Origin of the sequence: Pseudomonas sp. I8001 (assembly GCF_013385345.1) — a bacterium.
Taxonomy (GTDB): domain Bacteria; phylum Pseudomonadota; class Gammaproteobacteria; order Pseudomonadales; family Pseudomonadaceae; genus Aquipseudomonas.
Map to the genome: position 1 here is coordinate 117,765 of NZ_JACAQC010000006.1, position 17,188 is coordinate 134,952.

Genomic DNA, 17,188 nt, shown 5'->3' on the forward strand with positions numbered 1-17,188 from the left:
GTAGAGCCATGGCCGCCAAAGTCGAACCTTTCTGGATCCGCAAAACCCTCGAACAACTCGACCAGGATGAGTGGGAGTCGTTGTGCGACGGCTGCGGCCTGTGCTGCCTGCAAAAGCTCGAGGATGAAGACGACAACAGCGTCTACTACACGCGCATCGCCTGCAAACTGCTGGACCTGAAAACCTGCCAGTGCACCGATTACCCCAACCGTCGCGCCTCGGTGCCCGATTGCATCCAGCTCACTCCGGGCCAGGCCGACCAGTTCAAATGGCTGCCGCCCACCTGCGGTTACCGGCTGGTCAGCGAGCGCAAGGATTTGCCGCTGTGGCACCACCTGGTCTGCGGCGATCGCGACGCTGTGCACCAGGAACGCATTTCCCAGTCCGGGCGCATGCTCAGCGAAGGCAGCGTGCCCGAGGATGACTGGGAGGATTACCTGATTTTTCGTGCAGGCTGAGAAGGAGTGTGTATGACGGTTGGAGCCAGGCTGGCGGCGAGCCTGCTGTTGTTGGTATTGAGTGCGCCGGCGTGGGCAGCGAAGAAAGTTGACCTGGACTATTACGTCAAGCTGTTGCCCCAAAGTGATCAGGCAGAAGTGCGCCTGAGCCTGTCCCAGGGCTCGGCGGTGCGCAGCCTCAACTTTGACCTGGGCCGCGACGGCGACTACAGCGACTTCAAGGCCGATGGCCAGTGGCAAGTGTTGCCGGGCAATACCCCGGGTGACAGCCGCGGCCTGTGGCAACCGAGTGCCGACAAGGCCAGCCTGACCTACCGTGTACGCCTCACCCACGCCCGCAAGAAAGGCGTCTACGAAGCGCGGATGACCCCGAGTTGGGCGCTGTTTCGCGGCGAAGACCTGGTGCCCACTGCACGTCTGGATCAACAGGACGGCATTGAACTGGTGTCGCGCCTGGTGTTTGAACTGCCTGCCGGCTGGAAAAGCGTCGAGACGTCCTGGCCGCGCATCGGCAAGAACAAATTCCGCATCGATAACGTTTCCCGCCTGTTTGACCGGCCCACCGGCTGGATGCTCGCGGGTACGCTGGGCAGTCGCAGGATGCGCCTGGGGGAAACCGAAATCACCGTGGCGTCGCCCAAAGGGCAAGGCATGCATCGCATGGATGTGCTGACCTTGCTGACGTTTGTCTGGCCGCAAGTGCAAGCGGCATTCCCACGGCACCCGGCGAAATTGCTGGTGGTGGGCGCCAGTGACCCGATGAGGCGCGGTGCGTATTCGGCGCGGGACTCGATTTACCTCAACAGCCGAACGCCGTTGGTCAGCGAGAACGGCAGCAGCCCGTTGATCCGTGAAGTGGTGCAGGCTATCGGCCGCTTCAACGACCACCAGGGCAGCGACTGGATCAGCGAGGGCTTGGCGCAGTACTACGCCATTGAACTGATGCGCCGCGCAGGGGGGATCAGCGACGATCGTTATGCCGCCCTGCAGGCCCGGCTGGCCAACGAAGGCAAGGACGTGACCACCCTGCGGGTCGAGCACGCCAATAGCGCGACCGTCTCACGAGCGGTGGTGTTGTTGCAGGAGCTGGACCGCGAGATTCGTGTGAAAACCCACAACAAGCGTTCGCTGGATGATTTGACCCAGGCGGTGATGCGCCTGAACAGCATCAGCACCAAGGAATTTGTGCAGCTGGGGGAGAGCATTATTGGCGAGTCGTCGGTAGTACTCGATACCAAACTGCTGCACTGAAACCAAGGTGGGAGCGGGCTTGCTCGCGAAAGCGGTGTATCAGAAACACAGTCAGTGACTGACACTCCGCTTTCGCGAGCAAGCCCGCTCCCACATTTGATCGGTGTTAACCCACAGTTTTGCTGGCGTTTTCAGCCGCCACTTCAGCCTTGGTCTTGAGGTTTTTCAGTTCCTCACCGGCGCGTTCGATCTTGGTTCGCACGCTGTTCATTTCCTGGCGGCTGCGCTCCAGCAACTCTTTCGCCGAGCTATGCCCGCTGATCCCGCGTGCCAGCGCTACGCCGCCAATCGCCACCTGGATCAAACCGAAAAAGCCGCCACGGCGCAGGCCTTTGCCCATCATCACCACACCGCCAGCCAGGGAGCCGATGCGTTCCCAGCCCTGGACGTTTTGCGTGGGTTGGGGCTCGAACGGGGTGGACCGGATAACGGGTCGCAGGGTTTTGCTGTCGCTCATGATCTGTCTCCAACAAGGGCTGATTGATATGCAGCTGACTGCACACAGGCCGCGGATGTTCCCAAAAAATCAGTATTTGGGGCCCGAACGGGTGTTGTTGCCCTTGGCCAGACGGTCGTAAAGCACCACGTTGACGGTGGCGGCGAGGTTCATGCAACCGGTGGTCGGGATGTAGATCACGTCTTCACACCAGTCGCGAATCTCTTTGTCGAGGGAGCCGTCTTCCGGGCCGAAGATATACAGCGCACGGTCCGGATGGGTGTATTCGGGGAGAGGGCGGGCGCCTTCCACCAGCTCGACGGCGACGGGGATGCAGCCCAGGGGCAGGATCTTTTTCAGGTCGTCGATACCGATCAGCGGAATGTCGTGGTGGACCTTCTTGGTGTCGGTAATAAAGTCCCGGGCCCGCTCATAGCGCTTGCCGGTGTAGAACACCGAGGCCACGCCGTAGCAGCCGGCGGCGCGCATCACCGAGCCGACGTTTTCGGGGGATTTGGGGTTGTACAGACCGATGCAGCTGTAGCGTTTATTGCCCACGGGAAAGGGTGCCTTCGAGAAAAACCGCGATTATACGGCCTCGGGCTAATGCATTGCTTGGGCGATCGCTATCGCGGGCAAGCCCGGCTCCCACATTTGGAATGCAATCCCTTGTGGGAGCCGGGCTTGCCCGCGATGAGGCCGTCACATTCAGCGAAGATACTCAGTCGTCTTTCTTCATCAACCCGGCCAACGCCGCAAACGGGTTGTGCGTCGCCTTGGCGATCGTCGGGCTGCTGGTGGAGCCTTCGCCGAAATACTGCTGGTCGGTATAACGCGAGTGTTCGTTGTCGTGGCAATACAGGCACAGCAACTCCCAGTTGGAGCCGTCCTGGGGGTTGTCGTCATGGTTGTGGTTGCGGTGGTGCACGGTCAGTTCGCTCAGGCGCTTGCCGGCGAATTCACGGGCGCAGCGGCCACATACGTGGGGGTACATCTTCAGGGCTTTGTCGCGGTAGCCCATTTCCCGGTCGCGCTGGGCATCGGCGAGGATGCGATCCAGCTTGGCGGTGTGGGAGGGCGGGTTGGTCGAGCTCATCATGGCTCCTGTCTTTTAGTGGATCACGGATAGCGTTGATTCTAGCTGCTTGCGGGCTAATAAACCTCCGGCTTTTTCAGGCGCTGTCATGCCGGTGAGGGGGATTGTTTGTAGTATCGACGAACTGAATTCATAAGGAGCGGTACTCATGCGGATGCATTCATGGTTGTGGGCGCTGCTGTTGTGCGCCGTCAGTGTTCAGGTCCAGGCGTTTTCCACGCCCCAGCCAGGCGAGGTGATCGATGTGGCGCTGGAGCAGCTCCACCCGACCCAGGCCGTCATCGGTTTTGATCAGATCCATTACAAGCTGGGGGTATTTGCCGAGTCGCCCAAAAAAGTGTTCGACGAATACTGTGAAACCAACGGCCAGGGCGGTGTCGACAAGGTGCCTGAAGATGCCGATCTGCATAAGCCGGGCAGCTTCACCTGCAAAGACCCGGTAGGCGCTCACCCGGCGGACATGAAAACCGTGGTGGTCGGCCCCGCTGGCCAGTTGTACCTCACTGACGGCCACCACTCGTTCAGTACCTTGTGGGAGCAGCCAGGTGCCGGCGCCAAACTGAAGATGTGGGTGCGGGTCACCGATAACTTCAGCGACAGTCCCGACCTGGCGACTTTCTGGAAACGCATGGAGCAGGGCCGCAAGGTCTGGCTCAAGGACGGCCAGGGCAAGACCATCACACCTGAGCAAATTCCGGCACACCTGGGCTTCAAGGACCTCGGCGACGATATGTTCCGCAGCCTGGTTTACTTCTCCCGCAAGGCGTCCTACGGCAAGCCGACCTCTGGTGAGGTGGTGCCGGAATTCCTGGAGTTTTACTGGGGAGGATGGTTGCGCACGCAGATTGACCTCGGCGCGTTCAACCTGAACAAGCAAGGCGGGTATGAAAAGGCAATCGAGGCGGTAGCCAAGCGCATGGTCAGCCTGGCGCCCGAGGCACCGGTAGGGGACAGCGGCTTCAGCGCCCGGCAGTTGGGCGGCTTCACGTCACTTGACCGCAAAGAACTGAACGATACGTTCAAGAAGAAAGTGCCCTACGTTATCGACAGTAGAAGTAACTAAGTGACGAACCGGCAGGGGCGGCCCTGTGCTGTTTCTGTCGGGCGTATAACGGCTTAATATACAGTAAAGATCCGGCAAATATTGATTTAAATGCCGTGGGGCATTTAATTGGCTTCAGGGTGATAAAGTGTTGGACTAACTTTGCCAGTTTGTTTAATGTGGCGCCTCTTGGCCTACTGCCGTTAGTGTGTTCTGTGGTGGCGTCAGGTAGTCAATACGTCAGGTCTTTCCTGGCGACTGTCAGTTTCCCGCAAGCCGGGCTTTCCTTTCACGATATCAACCCCCGTGGTTGGCGTTGTGGCGTTTCAAATCAGAAGCGCTCATCCAGAGCGTACTGCTTCCAATAACCGAAGTCGGGTGGTTGAAGTGTCTGATGATCGTCGTGCAAATAATAAAAGATCGACGCGTTACCCTGTTGTTATAACTTGAAGATTCGGGATAAGTGTCCCGTGCAAGTTGTAAGCTTATGGTGCCCGTTAATAAACTTCTGATGTTCATCTCACTGACATTCACACTGCGTGAATGCAACGGCCTGCTTCAATTGAATACATGCAATTTTTTGTAGAGGCTGTTGTGTCTAAAGGCGTTGTTCTGGCGGTTTCCGCTTCCTTCCTGTTTGGTGTGCTGTATTTCTTTACCTCCCTTCTTGAACCCTTGAATGGCCAGCAGATATTTGGCTGGCGAATGCTCATCTCGTTGCCCTTCATGACGTTGCTGTTGTGCCTGTCCGGGGATTGGAAGTGGGTGCCGTTGATCTACAAGCGTCTGCGGGAGAAACCCGCATTGCTGCCTTGTGTCGTGCTCACCAGTGCCCTGGTGGGTGTGCAGTTGTGGATATTCATGTGGGCGCCCCTCAATGGCCACGGCCTGGATGTATCGCTGGGCTATTTCCTGTTACCGCTGACCATGGTCATCACCGGGCGCATCGTTTACGGCGAACGCCTTTCCCATCTGCAAAAAATTGCCGCAGCGCTGGCGGCGGTGGGCGTGGCCAACGAGCTGTATCGCACGGGCGGGTTCTCCTGGACCACCCTGGTGGTGTGCGTCGGTTATCCGCTGTATTTCGTGCTGCGCAGGCGTTGTGGCACCGACAACCTCGGCGGGCTGTGGCTAGACATGATGCTGATGATTCCGGTCGCGCTGTGGTTCGTCCTCGGTAGTGAGCCCATCAACGAGACCCTGGCGCAGCGCCCGGCGCTCTATTGGCTGGTGCCACTCATGGGGTTGGTCAGCGCGGCGGCGGGTTATTCCTACATCCTGGCCAGCCGGCTGTTGCCGTTCAGCCTGTTCGGTTTGCTCAGTTACGCGGAACCGGTGCTGCTGGTGGCCGTGTCGCTGATGCTGGGAGACGCTCTCAAACCGGGCCAATGGATGACCTACCTGCCGATCTGGCTGGCGGTGGTGGTGTTGGTGCTGGAAGGCTTGAGGCATTTGAATCGACTGCGCCGGTCGATCTGACCTACGACCCGCGCAGTGAATTCAGGCGGCTGTTTCAGCCCTTGAGTTTCTCGGCAATCCAGATGGTATGCCGCGTGCCCTTGTTGCCATGGGCAAACACTTGCACTTCCTCGGCCTTGAAGCCGGCCTTGCGCAGTTTGTCGCTGAACTGCTTGTCGGCGCTGGCCGACCACACCGCCAGCACGCCCTTGGGCCGTAGCGCCTTGGCGCAGGCGCTTAGGCCACCGGCGGAATACAGCCAGCTGTTGGCTTTTTGCGTCAGGCCTTCGGGGCCGTTGTCGACGTCCAGCATGATCGCGTCAAACCCCTGGGGCTCGGCCTGCAGCACCTTGGCCACGTCTTCCAGACGGATCACGGTGCGCGGGTCCAGCAGCGGGCGGCCGGACTTTTCCCCCAGGGGCCCGCGATTCCACTCGACCACGCCGGGCACCAGCTCGGCAACCACCACTTCGGCAGTCTTGCCCAAATGCTTGAGCGCTGCCGCCAGGGTGAAGCCCATGCCCAGGCCGCCAATCAACACCCTGGAGCCGGGCCGACCGGCGACTTTGCGGCACGGAATCTCCGCCAGCGCATCCTCGGAACCGTGCATGCGCGTGTTCATCAACTGGCCACCGTCACCGCCCTGAATCTTGATGACAAAATCCTCACCGTACTCGAACAGGCACAAGGCACCGCCGTTGTCGGGGATCGGAGTAGTGTCCAGCAGAACGAAACGTTTCATGGAAATCTCATTGGGAAGGGCATTCTTGCGCGGTTGGGAGTAGCCTTACGACTTTACGGTCAGGCCATGGAGCCATCGATGAAGTGCAGCATTCTAACGGTCATTGTGTGGAGCGCGCTCGCCCTTGGCGGTGTGGCCCAGGCTCAGGAGTCGCAAACCGTGCCGATTACCCCCGCGCCCACGGCGGGTTCACCGGGTACTGCAACGCCCACGCCTTACCCGCAAGTCACGCCACCGGCGACACCAAAGGCGGCCGGCAGCGGTGAGCCATTGTTGGCGCCGATCGTGCTGCCCGCGCCGCCGAAGGACCAGACGATCCCCGGCTTGCAGCAAAACGACATCAAGCCCAAGACCCCAGGCGGCTAAAACTGCTGGGACAGCAATTGCCCGTCCGCCATGCGCAGGCGCCTGGACAGGGCGATAGCAATCGCACGAATGATCTTGGCCGCGATTTTCGGTGCATCGTTGAGCATCTTTTCCAGGGAATCCTTGCCCAGGTTCAACAGCACGCAATCGCTGGCCGCCACACAGCTGGCGGAGCGGCGCTCGCCGTCCAGCACAGCCATCTCGCCAAAGGTCCGCCCGCTGCGCAAGGTGGCGATAGTCAGGCGCTGGCCTGCATGGTTGGTCTTCTGCACCGCCACCTGGCCTGAGTGAATGATGCACATGAAGGTGCCCGCGTCGCCCTCGAGGAAAATCACCTCATCGCGGGCGATGCTGCTGATGTTGAAATAGCCCGCCGCTACGTGGAAGTCTTCCGGCAGCAACGGGTCGAACAGGCCGCAATCCATCAGCATGTCGCGGATTTCGTTATTGAGTAAGGTCGGTTCTGGCATGAGGCTTACAGTCTTTGTCCATAAATCGTGCAGGGCGCGCCCGGCGGTCAAGTGTTCAGACCGGCCCGCCAGGCGGAGTTCCTTAAATCAGCCCCAGCGCCTTGAAAACAAATGCATATTCGAGTGCTACGTCACGTAATCCCTGGTAACGACCACTCATGCCGCCGTGGCCAGCGCCCAGTTCGGTCTTGAGCAGCAACAGGTTGTCGTCGGTCCTGGTGTCGCGCAGCTTGGCCACCCACTTCGCCGCTTCCCAGTACTGCACGCGGCTGTCGTTGTAGCCGGCGATCACCAGCGTCGCCGGGTAGGCCTGGGCGCTGACGTTTTCGTACGGCGCGTAGGCCTTGATCCGCTCATACACCTCCGGCTCTTCAGGGTTACCCCATTCGTCGTATTCGGTGATGGTCAGCGGCAACTCGGGGTCGAGCATGGTGTTGAGCACATCGACGAACGGCACTTCGGCAATCGCCGCCTGGAACAGCTCCGGGCGTTGATTGAGCACCGCGCCGATCAACAGGCCACCGGCGCTGCCGCCGCTGATGGCCAGTTGCTTGGAGGTGGTCAGGCCCTGGGCGATCAAGTGTTCGGCGCACGCGATAAAGTCGCTGAAGGTGTTTTGCTTGTGCTCCTGCTTGCCGCCGCGATACCAGGCCTCACCCAGTTCGCCACCGCCGCGTACATGGGCAATGGCGAAGGCCACGCCACGGTCCAGCAGACTCAGGCGGGCGTGGGAGAACCACGGGTCGAGGCTGTGGCCGTAGGCGCCGTAGCCGTACAGATACAGGGGCGTCGGCTTACCCAACTGATCGCGTCGGACGACAAGACTGATCGGCACCTGAGTGCCATCGGCCGACGTTGCCCACAGGCGTTGGCTGACGTAGTCGTCGGCGTTGAACACACCCAGCACCGGGGTTTCCTTGAGCACTTGTTGTGCGCCGCCGGCCAGTTCCAGCTGACGAACCTGGGCCGGGCGGTTCAGCGCCTCATAGCGCAGGCGGATCTTGTCGCTGGCAAATTCCAGGCTGTTTTGCACATAGAGGCTGTAGGCCGCGTCCGGTAACTCCACGCGATAAGCGGCTTGCCCCTGTGGGTGCACTTCGATGATCGGCAGGCCGCCGATCCGCAGGCTCAGGGTCATGGCCCGGGCATTGAGGCTTACGCCATCGAGCATTACCGCGTCGTCGTGGGGGATCAGGTTCAGCCAGTCGTCCTGGGTCGGCACACTGCCGGTGTCGGCCGCCTGGAACAGCGCAAAGTTGATGCCGTCACGGTTGCTGCGGATAAACCAGGTCCACTGGTCGTCCAGCTTGCCGTGGTCGACGTCATATTCATGGCCCTCGACCCGTGGCGCCATGCAGGTAAACGCCTGCTGCGGCTTTTCGGCGTCCAGGGCCCAGATCTCGCTGGTGGTCTTGCTGCCCAGGGCCAGCAGCAACTGACGCTCGGAGCTGGAGCGGTAGCAGTGCAGGAAGAAACGTCCGTCAGGCTCGTGGAACACTTCTTCGGCGGCAGTGCCGTCCAGGCGATAGCGATACAGCTTGTGCGGGCGATGGGTGTCGTCCAGTTCGGTGAAGAACAGGGTCAGGCTGTCGTTGGCCCAGGTCATGCTGCCATCGCAGTCTTCAAACTCCAGTTCGCTGACCTTGCCGGTGGCCAATTCCTTCACGTAGAGGGTGTAGATCTCTTCGCCGCTGGTATCCAGGCTGTAGGCCAGGCGCTGGTGGTCCGGGCTGATGCTGAAGGCGCCGAGGGAGAAAAAGCCGCCATTGGCCAGTACGTTCGGGTCCAGCAGCAGCTCTTCCGCGCTTTCGTCGACCTGTTGGCTGTCGTCCGCCGGGCGCGGGCAGCGGTAGTGGCGGGCGTATTCGTCGCCGGCGGTGGTGCGGGTGTAATACAGGTACGGGCCCCAGGGCGAGGGCAGGGACAGGTCGGTTTCGAGAATGCGGCCCTTGATCTCCTCGAACAGGGTCTCGCGCAGCGCCTGCTGGTCGGACAATTGTGCTTCTTGCCAGGCATTTTCCGCCTTGAGGTAATCGAGCACCTCGGCGCTGTCACGCGCTTGCAGCCAGGCATACGGGTCGGTGCCTGGGGCCTTGCGGGCGATCGGGGCGGCAGTGATGTGGGTCGATGGGGGCATGGATCACTCTCTGTCTGGCGGTTGGCCGACGGCATTGCAGCCTCGGCACTGAAAAGCCGTTATCATAGCGGCCTGTTTGCCTACCTTGCCATGGACACCATGACCGAGAACGACTATCTGATCGCTTGGGGCCTCTACGCCTTCGCAGCCCTGGGTTGCCTGTTGGTGTGGTTTGCCATGACCCGCTGGATGTGGCGCTGGCTGCGCGAGCCGCTGCGGTTGCTGGTGGCGGTGCTGCTGTTCAGCCCGACCATCGTCGACCCGGTGAAGACCCAGTTCGCCCCGGCCGTGGCCATCACCGCCCTGGACCTGGTGCTCAAGGTCGGCAACAACGCCTGGCGGGCGATCTCCGATCTGTTCATGTATTGCATGATCGCGTTCGGCGTGTACCTGGTGTTCGTGCTGATCCGCTGGCCCATCGAGCGTGCCGCCAGGGTTCGTCGTGAGCAGAAGGCCGCCGCTGCGGCAGCCGCTGCCGCCGAGCCGGAGGATGACGACGAACCCTTCGCCGATGAGCGTTACGGTCGCCCGGCACCTGTCAGCGGTATGCGGGTCGAACCGCGCCTTTAACGTTGTACGCCCTGTATCGAGAAGCCTGGCATGTGTGAATTATTGGGCATGAGTGCCAACGTACCGACCGATATCGTCTTCAGCTTCACCGGGCTGATGCAGCGCGGCGGACGTACCGGGCCCCACCGCGACGGTTGGGGCATCGCCTTCTACGAGGGCCGTGGCCTGCGGTTGTTCCAGGACCCGGCGGCCAGCAGCGAATCGGAAGTCGCGCTGCTGGTGCAGCGTTATCCCATCAAGAGTGAAGTGGTGATTGGCCATATCCGCCAGGCCAATGTGGGCAAGGTGTGCCTGTCCAATACCCATCCGTTCGTCCGTGAACTGTGGGGCCGCAACTGGTGCTTTGCCCATAACGGTCAACTGGCGGACTTCAACCCCCGCGCCACGTTCTACCGCCCGGTGGGCGATACCGACAGCGAAGCGGCGTTCTGCGATTTGCTCAACCGAGTCCGTGAAGCGTTCCCGGAACCGGTGGACATCGAACAGGTGCTGCCGGACCTGATCGCCGCCTGCAGCGAATACCGCAGCAAGGGCGTGTTCAACTGCCTGCTGAGCGACGGTGACTGGCTGTTCTGCTATTGCTCGACCAAACTGGCACAGATCACCCGGCGTGCGCCATTTGGCCCCGCACGGTTGAAAGATGTCGACGTGATCGTCGATTTTCAGGCCGAAACCACCCCCAATGACGTGGTGACGGTAATTGCCACCGAACCCCTGACCGAAAACGAGACCTGGACCCGCTACGAACCGGGCCAGTGGAGCCTGTGGCGACGCGGCGAATGTGTCAGCCAAGGTAAAACGGAATAAGGACGTCGAATATGTTGCTCAGCTATTTGCGACTGGTGTTGTTTGCCGTGGGTCTGTTGGTCGGTGTGCAGGTGCCGGGGTTTATCAGCGACTACGCCAAGCGCGTCGAAGCCCACTTGATCGAAGCCCAGACCGGCTTGCGCGGCTTCGATGCCACGGCGCAACAGTTCTTCAACGGTGACTTGCAGGCGCTGGTGGCCCATTACCGTGCCAGTGACGACCCGGTGTTTCGCAGCGATGCCAACAGCCTGGGCACCTTGCTCGACCGCCAGGCAGCGCTGGATAAGCAGTTCCAGGCGATGCAGGGCCCGTGGTACATCCGCGCGCTGCAAGTGGCGGTGGCCGCCGACCCGGCGATTCGCCAGGAAACCTGGAACGGCTACAGCTACATGCTGTTGCTGACCCCGGAAGCCATGGGCTGGGGCCTGGGCGGGGCGATGTTGTTGTCGTTCGGCATCGAGTGCCTGTTCCGCCTGATCGACTGGGTGGTGTTGGGCGGCAAGCGCCTGCGCCAGAGCCGACCGATTGAAGAGCGGGACCTCAAGGGGCTTTAAAGGCTGACGCGGTCAAATTGTGGGAGCGGGCTTGCTCGCGAATGCGGTGCGTCAGTGACATAGGGGTTGGCTGGCACACCGCATTCGCGCGCAAGCCCGCTCCCACAGTTTTAAATCGGTTCCTTCAGTGGCATGGGTTTGCTCAACACCATCAAGTCCTCGCCCACCTTCTGCGCATACTGCTGCACCACGCTCTGGCACAGCGCCACAATCTCCTCCACCAACTCCACGCCCACTCGCCACGACACCACCACCTGCAGGTTCGGCGGCCGTTGTTCCATGGGCAGCATGGTCAACTCACCTCGTGCCAGCTCTTCACTGACCAATACGGGCGGGAACGCACCAATCCCGAACCCGTCCCGCAGCAGGCGGGTGATCGCTGACACCGAGTTCACACAGTTCATCCGTGGGGCGGATACGCCGTTAGCCTGCATCAGGCTGAGCACGTCCTGGTGCGGACAGGAGTTTTTCGAGTAGGTGATGATGCGCTCCTGGGCCAGTTCGGCGAGGGACGCGTAGTCGCGGTTGTAGATCGAGTGGCTGGCGACGATCCAGCCCATGGGGTGGCTGGCCAGTTCCAGGCTGCGCAAGGTTTCCTGGCGCAGCAGGTCGGTTTGCAGGATCAGGTCGAGAAAGCCTTTTTGCAACTGATCGCTGAGGTTCAGCGCGGTATCGGCGACCAACTCGATTTCTACCCGCGGAAAGTTGTCCGTCAGTTCTGCCACCAGCGCGCTCAGCCAGGTGTGGATCACCGTGTCCATCACTCCGATGCGGATACGCCCGACCTTGCTGCTGGTGGTTTCCAGGGACTGCTTGAGCCCTTGCATGGTGGCCATCATCTGCTCGGCATAATCGAGCACCTTCAAGCCTTCCGGCGTCAGGCTCACACCTCGGGAATCGCGCAGGAACAGCTTCACCCCCAACTCGCTTTCCAGCACGGCGATGCGGCTGGAGATCGAGGCCTGGGTGGTGAACAGCTTCTCTGCCGTGAGGCGAAAGCTCTTGAGCTTGGCCACCCAGACGAAGGTTTCGAGGAACTTCAAATTCATGGGATCAACTTTTCTTATGCATGGATTGTTTTTTATTAGTTGGACGCAGCGTGCCGCAACCGCCAAAAATCGAGCTGTCTCACGATAAGCGTCGTTGGGGCTCGGGACAACATCGTTGCGAGATCTTGGTAAAAGATCCCACACTACAAAAAAATAAAGCCTACAGGAGCCCTACCGTGAGCCGCCTGCTATTGAACTGCGACATCGGCGAAAGCTTTGGCAACTGGACCTTGGGTCTGGACGCCGAAGTCATGCCGTTCATTGATTGCGCCAACGTAGCCTGCGGTTTCCACGCCGGCGACCCGAGCATCATGCGCAAGACCGTCAGCCTGGCCTTCGAGCATGGCGTTCAGGTGGGCGCGCACCCGGCGTACCAGGACCTGCAGGGTTTCGGCCGCCGCTCCATGGCCTACACCCCGCAGGAAATCCAGGACCTGTTGCACTACCAGGTCGGCGCCCTCGACGGTATTTGCCGGGCCCAGGGCGGGCGGGTCAGCTACGTCAAACCCCATGGCGCGATGTACAACGACATGATGGCCAAGCCTGCGCAATTGCGTGCGGTGATCCAGGCCGTGGCGGCCTACGACGCCAGCCTGCCATTGATGCTGATGGCCACCCGTGACAACAGCGCCGCCCAGGCCTTGGGTGAGGAATATGGCGTGACCCTGTGGTTCGAAGCCTTTGCCGACCGTGCCTACGACAGCGCCGGCCATCTGGTCTCCCGCCAGTTGCCGGGCGCGGTGCATCATGACCCGGAAAAGATCATCCAGCAGGCCTTGATCATCGCCCGGGGAGAACAGTTGGTCGCCAGTGATGGCAGTCCGTTGCACCTGCAAGCCAATACCTTGTGCGTGCATGGCGATAACACCAGCTCAGTGGCTGCCGTGCAGCGCATCCGCGAGGCGTTGACCCCAGCATGAAGCCACGGATTGAAGTGGTGGCCATCGACTGCCTGATGGTGCGCCTGTTTGAGTTGATCGCCGAAGACAACATGCCCTGGATGCTCGCCGCCACCCGCCGTTTGCGCGAAGGTTTTGGCCCGGCGCTGGTGGACCTGGTGCCGTCCTACACGACCCTGATGGTGCATTACGACCTGCTGGCGCTGGACCCTGGCCAGGCACGGGCGTTGATCGACCAGGCGCTCAAGGAATTGCAGCCCGAACCCAAGGGCAGCGGGCGATGCCATGTGTTGCCGGTCTGGTATGACCTGAGTGTCGGCCCGGAGTTGGCGTTGCTGGCGCAGCGCAGTGGCCTGGCAGTGGAGGAGGTGATTCGCCGTCACAGCCAGCATGAGTACCAGGTATTCGCCTTGGGCTTCGCCCCGGGGTTTGCCTTTATGGGGCTGGTGGATGAACAGCTCGCGACACCGCGGCTCAACACCCCGCGCAAGCGGGTGGCGGCGGGCAGCGTGGGCATCGCCGAGCGGCAGACGGCGGCTTATCCGGTGGTCTCGCCAGGCGGCTGGAACCTGATTGGCCGCACGCCGGCCAAGCTGTTTGACCGTGAACGCGAGGGCTACAGCCTGATGCAGCCGGGGGACACCGTGCGTTACGAAGCGGTCAGCCATCGCGAATTCATCAACCTGGGTGGCGATGACACGCCGTTGGAGGCGCAGGCATGAGCCGCTTGCTGATCGAGGCCAGCACGCCGCTGTGCCTGTTGCAGGACGCCGGACGTTTTGGCGTCAGGCATTTGGGCGTGACCCAGGGCGGCGCGCTGGATTGGGTGTCGATGTCGTGGGCCAATTGGTTGCTGGGCAATGCCCTGAATGCGCCGGTGGTGGAAATCACCTTGGGTGGCTTCACCGTGCAGGCCGAGGCCTATTGCCTGCTGGCGCTGGCCGGGGCGGACTTGGGCGCGTATGTCGACGAGCGCGCGATCAGCCCGGGGCGCAGCTTTATTCTGCAAAAGGGCCAGCGCTTGCGTTTTACTCAGCCTTTCAGCGGTGCGCGGGCTTACCTGGCAGCGCCGGGCGGGTTTGATGCGCCGCAGGTGCTGGGCAGTTGCGCCACGGTGGGCCGTGAAGAACTGGGCGGGCTGGATGGCTTTGGCCGGTCACTGGCCGAAGGTGCGCAATTGACCTATTCGGGCGTGGGCGGTGCGATGCAGGTGTTGTCCGCCGGGCAATTGCCGAAGCTGGATTCCAAGGCGCCACTGGAGGTGATCCTCGGGGCGCAGATCGGTCAGTTTGGCGGGCAGAGTCTGTTTGATGTGTTCAACAGCGAGTGGACCCTCGACAGCCGTGCCGACCGCATGGGCATGCGCTTGCTTGGCATGCCGCTGGAGTATCAGGGGCCGTCGCTGATCTCGGAAGGCATCCCGCTGGGGGCGATCCAGGTGCCGCCGGACGGGCAGCCGATTGTGTTGCTCAATGACCGGCAGACCATTGGCGGCTACCCACGATTGGGCGCGTTGACGCCATTGGCGTTGGCGCGGCTGGCGCAGTGCTTGCCGGGGGAGAAGGTGAGGTTGGCGCCGGTGGTGCAGGAAACGGCGCATCGCCAGCAAGTGGAGTATTTGCAGTACCTTGCCAGAAACTAAAGACCGCCGCAGGACAAAATGTGGGAGCGGGCTTGCTCGCGAAAGCGCAGTGTCAGCCACCGAATATATTGGCTGATACACCGCCTTCGCGAGCAAGCCCGCTCCCACATTTGATCGTGGTTGTCTGGGAAACAACTTACTTCGACAAAAAGCGCATCCCTTCCTCAAGCCCGCGCAACGTCAACGGAAACATCTGGTCCTCGATCAAATCCCGGACAATCCCGGTGGACGCCGTATAGCCCCAGGTATCTTTCGGGTACGGATTAATCCAGATCAGCTTCTTGTACTTCTCCATGAACCGCTGCATCCACACATACCCGGGCTCTTCATTCCAGTGCTCGACGCTGCCGCCGGCCTGGGTGATTTCATACGGCGCCATGGCCGCATCGCCGATAAAGATCACTTTGTAGTCGGCACCGTACTTGTGCAGCAAATCCTGGGTCGAGGTGCGTTCCGAGCCCCGGCGCATGTTGTTCTTCCACACCGATTCATAAATGAAATTGTGGAAGTAGAAATACTCCAGGTGCTTGAACTCGGTCTTGCACGCCGAGAACAACTCTTCGCAAGTCTTCACATGGGCATCCATCGAGCCGCCGATGTCGAACAGCAGCAACAGCTTGATGGTGTTGCGCCGCTCCGGGCGCATCTGGATATTCAGCAGCCCGGCATCGCGGGCCGTATGGTCGATGGTGCCGTCAATGTCGAGCTCTTCCGCCGCACCCTGGCGTGCGAACTTGCGCAGGCGGCGCAGGGCGATCTTGATGTTGCGCGTGCCCAGTTCCACCGAATCATCGAGGTTCTTGTACTCGCGCTGGTCCCAGACCTTGACCGCCTTGCCCTGGCGCTTGCCGGCATCCCCCACGCGTATGCCTTCGGGGTTGAAGCCGCCAGAGCCGAAGGGGCTGGTACCGCCGGTGCCGATCCACTTGTTGCCGCCGGCGTGGCGTTCTTTCTGTTCTTCGAGACGTTTCTTGAATTCTTCGATGAGCTTGTCGAGGCCGCCGAGGGACTGGATCTGTGCGCGCTCTTCGTCGGTCAGCGAGCGTTCGAATTCCTTGCGCAGCCAGTCTTCGGGGATCAGCGCCTGCAGGTGATCGTCGAGTTTTTCCAGGCCGTTGAAGTAGGCGCCGAAGGCCCGGTCGAACTTGTCGAAATGCCGTTCGTCCTTCACCAGGATCGCCCGGGCCAGGTAGTAGAACTCGTCCATGTCGGCGAAGGTCACGCGCTGTTTCAGCGCGTTGATCAGGTCCAGCAGCTCACGCACCGACACCGGCACCTTGGCTGCACGCATTTCATTGAACAGGTTGAGCAGCATGGCAATCGCCCTTATCGGTTACCGCGACGGCTCATGAACGCCAGGCGTTCCAGCAACTGCACGTCCTGCTCGTTCTTCACCAGGGCACCGGCCAGGGGCGGGATGGCCTTGGTGGGGTCGCGCTCGCGCAGTACCGCTTCGCCGATGTTGTCGGCCATCAGCAGTTTCAGCCAGTCCACCAGTTCGGAGGTGGACGGTTTTTTCTTCAGGCCCGGTACTTTGCGCACGTCAAAGAATACGTCGAGGGCTTCGCTGACCAGGTCTTTCTTGATGTCCGGGTAGTGCACGTCGACGATCTTTTGCAGAGTGGTGCGGTCCGGGAAGGCGATGTAGTGGAAAAAGCAGCGGCGCAGGAACGCGTCCGGCAGCTCTTTTTCGTTGTTGGAGGTAATGATGATGATCGGGCGCTTCTTGGCCTTGATGGTCTCGTCGATTTCGTAGACGTAGAACTCCATCTTGTCGAGTTCTTGCAGCAGGTCGTTGGGGAACTCGATGTCGGCCTTGTCGATTTCGTCGATCAGCAGGATGACCCGCTCCTCGGACTCGAAGGCTTCCCAGAGCTTGCCCTTTTTCAGGTAGTTGCGTACGTCGTGCACCTTGTCCACGCCCAGCTGCGAGTCCCGCAGGCGGCTCACCGCGTCGTACTCGTACAGGCCCTGGTGCGCCTTGGTGGTGGACTTGATGTGCCAGGTGATCAGCTTGGCGCCAAAGGATTCGGCCAGTTGCTCGGCGAGCATGGTCTTGCCGGTGCCCGGTTCGCCCTTGACCAGCAGTGGCCGCTCCAAGGTGATGGCGGCGTTGACGGCCAGTTTCAGGTCATCGGTGGCAACGTAGGCCTGGGTGCCTTCGAACTTCATCTATCAATCCTCGAACGTGACGCCGAACGGTGCAGGACC

The 17,188-nt window shown here is 61.0% G+C and carries 20 protein-coding genes; 11 read left to right on the top strand and 9 right to left on the bottom strand.

What is annotated here, in order from left to right; genetic code table 11:
• Positions 1 to 8 precede the first annotated feature (8 nt).
• Positions 9 to 458, top strand: a complete 450-nt coding sequence (locus tag HX839_RS04085) for a YcgN family cysteine cluster protein (RefSeq protein ID WP_003210671.1) — start codon at positions 9 to 11, stop codon at positions 456 to 458.
• A gap of 12 nt (positions 459 to 470) precedes the next feature.
• A complete protein-coding gene (locus HX839_RS04090; RefSeq protein WP_177066772.1) occupies positions 471 to 1,709 on the top strand; it encodes a hypothetical protein in 1,239 nt (412 codons plus the stop codon).
• A 106-nt stretch (positions 1,710 to 1,815) separates the two neighbouring features.
• On the opposite strand, the gene HX839_RS04095 is transcribed toward HX839_RS04090, so the two are convergent.
• The 3 genes from HX839_RS04095 to HX839_RS04105 form a co-directional block, all read right to left on the bottom strand.
• The gene (locus tag HX839_RS04095) at positions 1,816 to 2,166 is read right to left on the bottom strand and encodes a DUF2892 domain-containing protein (protein WP_003210673.1); all 351 of its coding nucleotides are present in this window, start codon (positions 2,164 to 2,166) and stop codon (positions 1,816 to 1,818) included.
• Between the two features lie 69 nt (positions 2,167 to 2,235).
• Complete coding sequence (locus HX839_RS04100) at positions 2,236 to 2,703, bottom strand: RNA methyltransferase (protein WP_003210674.1); 468 nt, start codon at positions 2,701 to 2,703, stop codon at positions 2,236 to 2,238.
• Between the two features lie 163 nt (positions 2,704 to 2,866).
• Positions 2,867 to 3,241: a YajD family HNH nuclease gene (locus HX839_RS04105; protein WP_003210675.1), complete on the bottom strand. Its 375-nt coding sequence runs from the start codon at positions 3,239 to 3,241 to the stop codon at positions 2,867 to 2,869.
• A gap of 148 nt (positions 3,242 to 3,389) precedes the next feature.
• Between HX839_RS04105 and HX839_RS04110 the strand changes: the two genes are divergently transcribed.
• Together HX839_RS04110 and rarD are read left to right on the top strand one after the other, a co-directional pair.
• Positions 3,390 to 4,304 (top strand): ParB/Srx family N-terminal domain-containing protein, encoded by a 915-nt coding sequence (locus tag HX839_RS04110; RefSeq protein WP_003210676.1) that lies wholly within the window; start codon positions 3,390 to 3,392, stop codon positions 4,302 to 4,304.
• 573 nt (positions 4,305 to 4,877) lie between these two features.
• Positions 4,878 to 5,762, top strand: a complete 885-nt coding sequence (gene rarD / locus HX839_RS04115; RefSeq protein ID WP_023659097.1) for an EamA family transporter RarD — start codon at positions 4,878 to 4,880, stop codon at positions 5,760 to 5,762.
• Between the two features lie 34 nt (positions 5,763 to 5,796).
• Here rarD and HX839_RS04120 read toward each other — a convergent pair whose 3' ends face one another.
• Positions 5,797 to 6,483, bottom strand: a complete 687-nt coding sequence (locus HX839_RS04120) for a spermidine synthase (protein WP_003210678.1) — start codon at positions 6,481 to 6,483, stop codon at positions 5,797 to 5,799.
• A 78-nt stretch (positions 6,484 to 6,561) separates the two neighbouring features.
• On the opposite strand from HX839_RS04120, the gene HX839_RS04125 reads away from it, so the two are divergent.
• Complete coding sequence (locus HX839_RS04125; RefSeq protein ID WP_003210679.1) at positions 6,562 to 6,849, top strand: hypothetical protein; 288 nt, start codon at positions 6,562 to 6,564, stop codon at positions 6,847 to 6,849.
• On the opposite strand, the gene HX839_RS04130 is transcribed toward HX839_RS04125, so the two are convergent.
• Together HX839_RS04130 and HX839_RS04135 are read right to left on the bottom strand one after the other, a co-directional pair.
• Entirely contained in the window at positions 6,846 to 7,319 is a 474-nt protein-coding gene (locus HX839_RS04130) for a cyclic nucleotide-binding domain-containing protein (RefSeq protein WP_003210680.1), read from the bottom strand. The genes HX839_RS04125 and HX839_RS04130 overlap by 4 nt on opposite strands.
• Positions 7,320 to 7,401: 82 nt before the next feature.
• The gene (locus HX839_RS04135; protein WP_177040338.1) at positions 7,402 to 9,456 is read right to left on the bottom strand and encodes a S9 family peptidase; all 2,055 of its coding nucleotides are present in this window, start codon (positions 9,454 to 9,456) and stop codon (positions 7,402 to 7,404) included.
• Positions 9,457 to 9,477: 21 nt separating this feature from the next.
• On the opposite strand from HX839_RS04135, the gene HX839_RS04140 reads away from it, so the two are divergent.
• From HX839_RS04140 to HX839_RS04150, 3 genes are read left to right on the top strand one after another with little or no spacing between them, the layout of a single operon-like run.
• Positions 9,478 to 10,026: a hypothetical protein gene (locus HX839_RS04140; protein ID WP_003210682.1), complete on the top strand. Its 549-nt coding sequence runs from the start codon at positions 9,478 to 9,480 to the stop codon at positions 10,024 to 10,026.
• A 30-nt stretch (positions 10,027 to 10,056) separates the two neighbouring features.
• Positions 10,057 to 10,833, top strand: coding sequence for a class II glutamine amidotransferase (locus HX839_RS04145; RefSeq protein WP_003210683.1), 777 nt, complete (start codon positions 10,057 to 10,059; stop codon positions 10,831 to 10,833).
• Positions 10,834 to 10,844: 11 nt separating this feature from the next.
• A complete protein-coding gene (locus HX839_RS04150) occupies positions 10,845 to 11,387 on the top strand; it encodes a DUF2937 family protein (protein WP_177040339.1) in 543 nt (180 codons plus the stop codon).
• Positions 11,388 to 11,497: 110 nt separating this feature from the next.
• On the opposite strand, the gene HX839_RS04155 is transcribed toward HX839_RS04150, so the two are convergent.
• Complete coding sequence (locus HX839_RS04155; protein WP_008437943.1) at positions 11,498 to 12,436, bottom strand: LysR family transcriptional regulator; 939 nt, start codon at positions 12,434 to 12,436, stop codon at positions 11,498 to 11,500.
• A gap of 176 nt (positions 12,437 to 12,612) precedes the next feature.
• On the opposite strand from HX839_RS04155, the gene HX839_RS04160 reads away from it, so the two are divergent.
• From HX839_RS04160 to HX839_RS04170, 3 genes are read left to right on the top strand one after another with little or no spacing between them, the layout of a single operon-like run.
• Complete coding sequence (locus HX839_RS04160) at positions 12,613 to 13,356, top strand: 5-oxoprolinase subunit PxpA (protein WP_177066773.1); 744 nt, start codon at positions 12,613 to 12,615, stop codon at positions 13,354 to 13,356.
• A complete protein-coding gene (pxpB, locus tag HX839_RS04165; protein WP_177066774.1) occupies positions 13,353 to 14,057 on the top strand; it encodes a 5-oxoprolinase subunit PxpB in 705 nt (234 codons plus the stop codon). Before HX839_RS04160 ends, pxpB begins: the two co-directional genes overlap by 4 nt.
• The gene (locus HX839_RS04170) at positions 14,054 to 14,977 is read left to right on the top strand and encodes a biotin-dependent carboxyltransferase family protein (RefSeq protein WP_177066775.1); all 924 of its coding nucleotides are present in this window, start codon (positions 14,054 to 14,056) and stop codon (positions 14,975 to 14,977) included. The genes pxpB and HX839_RS04170 overlap by 4 nt, the downstream gene beginning before the upstream one ends.
• A gap of 136 nt (positions 14,978 to 15,113) precedes the next feature.
• On the opposite strand, the gene HX839_RS04175 is transcribed toward HX839_RS04170, so the two are convergent.
• Positions 15,114 to 16,292, bottom strand: a complete 1,179-nt coding sequence (locus tag HX839_RS04175; RefSeq protein ID WP_003210689.1) for a VWA domain-containing protein — start codon at positions 16,290 to 16,292, stop codon at positions 15,114 to 15,116.
• A gap of 11 nt (positions 16,293 to 16,303) precedes the next feature.
• On the bottom strand, positions 16,304 to 17,149 hold the full coding sequence (locus tag HX839_RS04180) for a MoxR family ATPase (RefSeq protein WP_003210690.1): 846 nt from the start codon (positions 17,147 to 17,149) through the stop codon (positions 16,304 to 16,306).
• Positions 17,150 to 17,188: the final 39 nt, after the last annotated feature.

What these genes read in the sequence shown, in the direction of transcription:
- pxpB (WP_177066774.1), top strand. Translation starts at nt 13,353, where the DNA reads ATGAAGCCACGGATTGAAGTGGTGGCCATCGACTGCCTGATGGTGCGC.
- HX839_RS04170 (WP_177066775.1), top strand. Translation starts at nt 14,054, where the DNA reads ATGAGCCGCTTGCTGATCGAGGCCAGCACGCCGCTGTGCCTGTTGCAG.
- HX839_RS04130 (WP_003210680.1), bottom strand. Translation starts at nt 7,319, where the DNA reads ATGCCAGAACCGACCTTACTCAATAACGAAATCCGCGACATGCTGATG.
- HX839_RS04105 (WP_003210675.1), bottom strand. Translation starts at nt 3,241, where the DNA reads ATGAGCTCGACCAACCCGCCCTCCCACACCGCCAAGCTGGATCGCATC.
- HX839_RS04095 (WP_003210673.1), bottom strand. Translation starts at nt 2,166, where the DNA reads ATGAGCGACAGCAAAACCCTGCGACCCGTTATCCGGTCCACCCCGTTC.
- HX839_RS04110 (WP_003210676.1), top strand. Translation starts at nt 3,390, where the DNA reads ATGCGGATGCATTCATGGTTGTGGGCGCTGCTGTTGTGCGCCGTCAGT.
- HX839_RS04120 (WP_003210678.1), bottom strand. Translation starts at nt 6,483, where the DNA reads ATGAAACGTTTCGTTCTGCTGGACACTACTCCGATCCCCGACAACGGC.
- HX839_RS04175 (WP_003210689.1), bottom strand. Translation starts at nt 16,292, where the DNA reads ATGCTGCTCAACCTGTTCAATGAAATGCGTGCAGCCAAGGTGCCGGTG.
- HX839_RS04150 (WP_177040339.1), top strand. Translation starts at nt 10,845, where the DNA reads ATGTTGCTCAGCTATTTGCGACTGGTGTTGTTTGCCGTGGGTCTGTTG.
- HX839_RS04145 (WP_003210683.1), top strand. Translation starts at nt 10,057, where the DNA reads ATGTGTGAATTATTGGGCATGAGTGCCAACGTACCGACCGATATCGTC.
- HX839_RS04135 (WP_177040338.1), bottom strand. Translation starts at nt 9,456, where the DNA reads ATGCCCCCATCGACCCACATCACTGCCGCCCCGATCGCCCGCAAGGCC.
- HX839_RS04125 (WP_003210679.1), top strand. Translation starts at nt 6,562, where the DNA reads ATGAAGTGCAGCATTCTAACGGTCATTGTGTGGAGCGCGCTCGCCCTT.
- HX839_RS04085 (WP_003210671.1), top strand. Translation starts at nt 9, where the DNA reads ATGGCCGCCAAAGTCGAACCTTTCTGGATCCGCAAAACCCTCGAACAA.
- HX839_RS04180 (WP_003210690.1), bottom strand. Translation starts at nt 17,149, where the DNA reads ATGAAGTTCGAAGGCACCCAGGCCTACGTTGCCACCGATGACCTGAAA.
- HX839_RS04155 (WP_008437943.1), bottom strand. Translation starts at nt 12,436, where the DNA reads ATGAATTTGAAGTTCCTCGAAACCTTCGTCTGGGTGGCCAAGCTCAAG.
- HX839_RS04090 (WP_177066772.1), top strand. Translation starts at nt 471, where the DNA reads ATGACGGTTGGAGCCAGGCTGGCGGCGAGCCTGCTGTTGTTGGTATTG.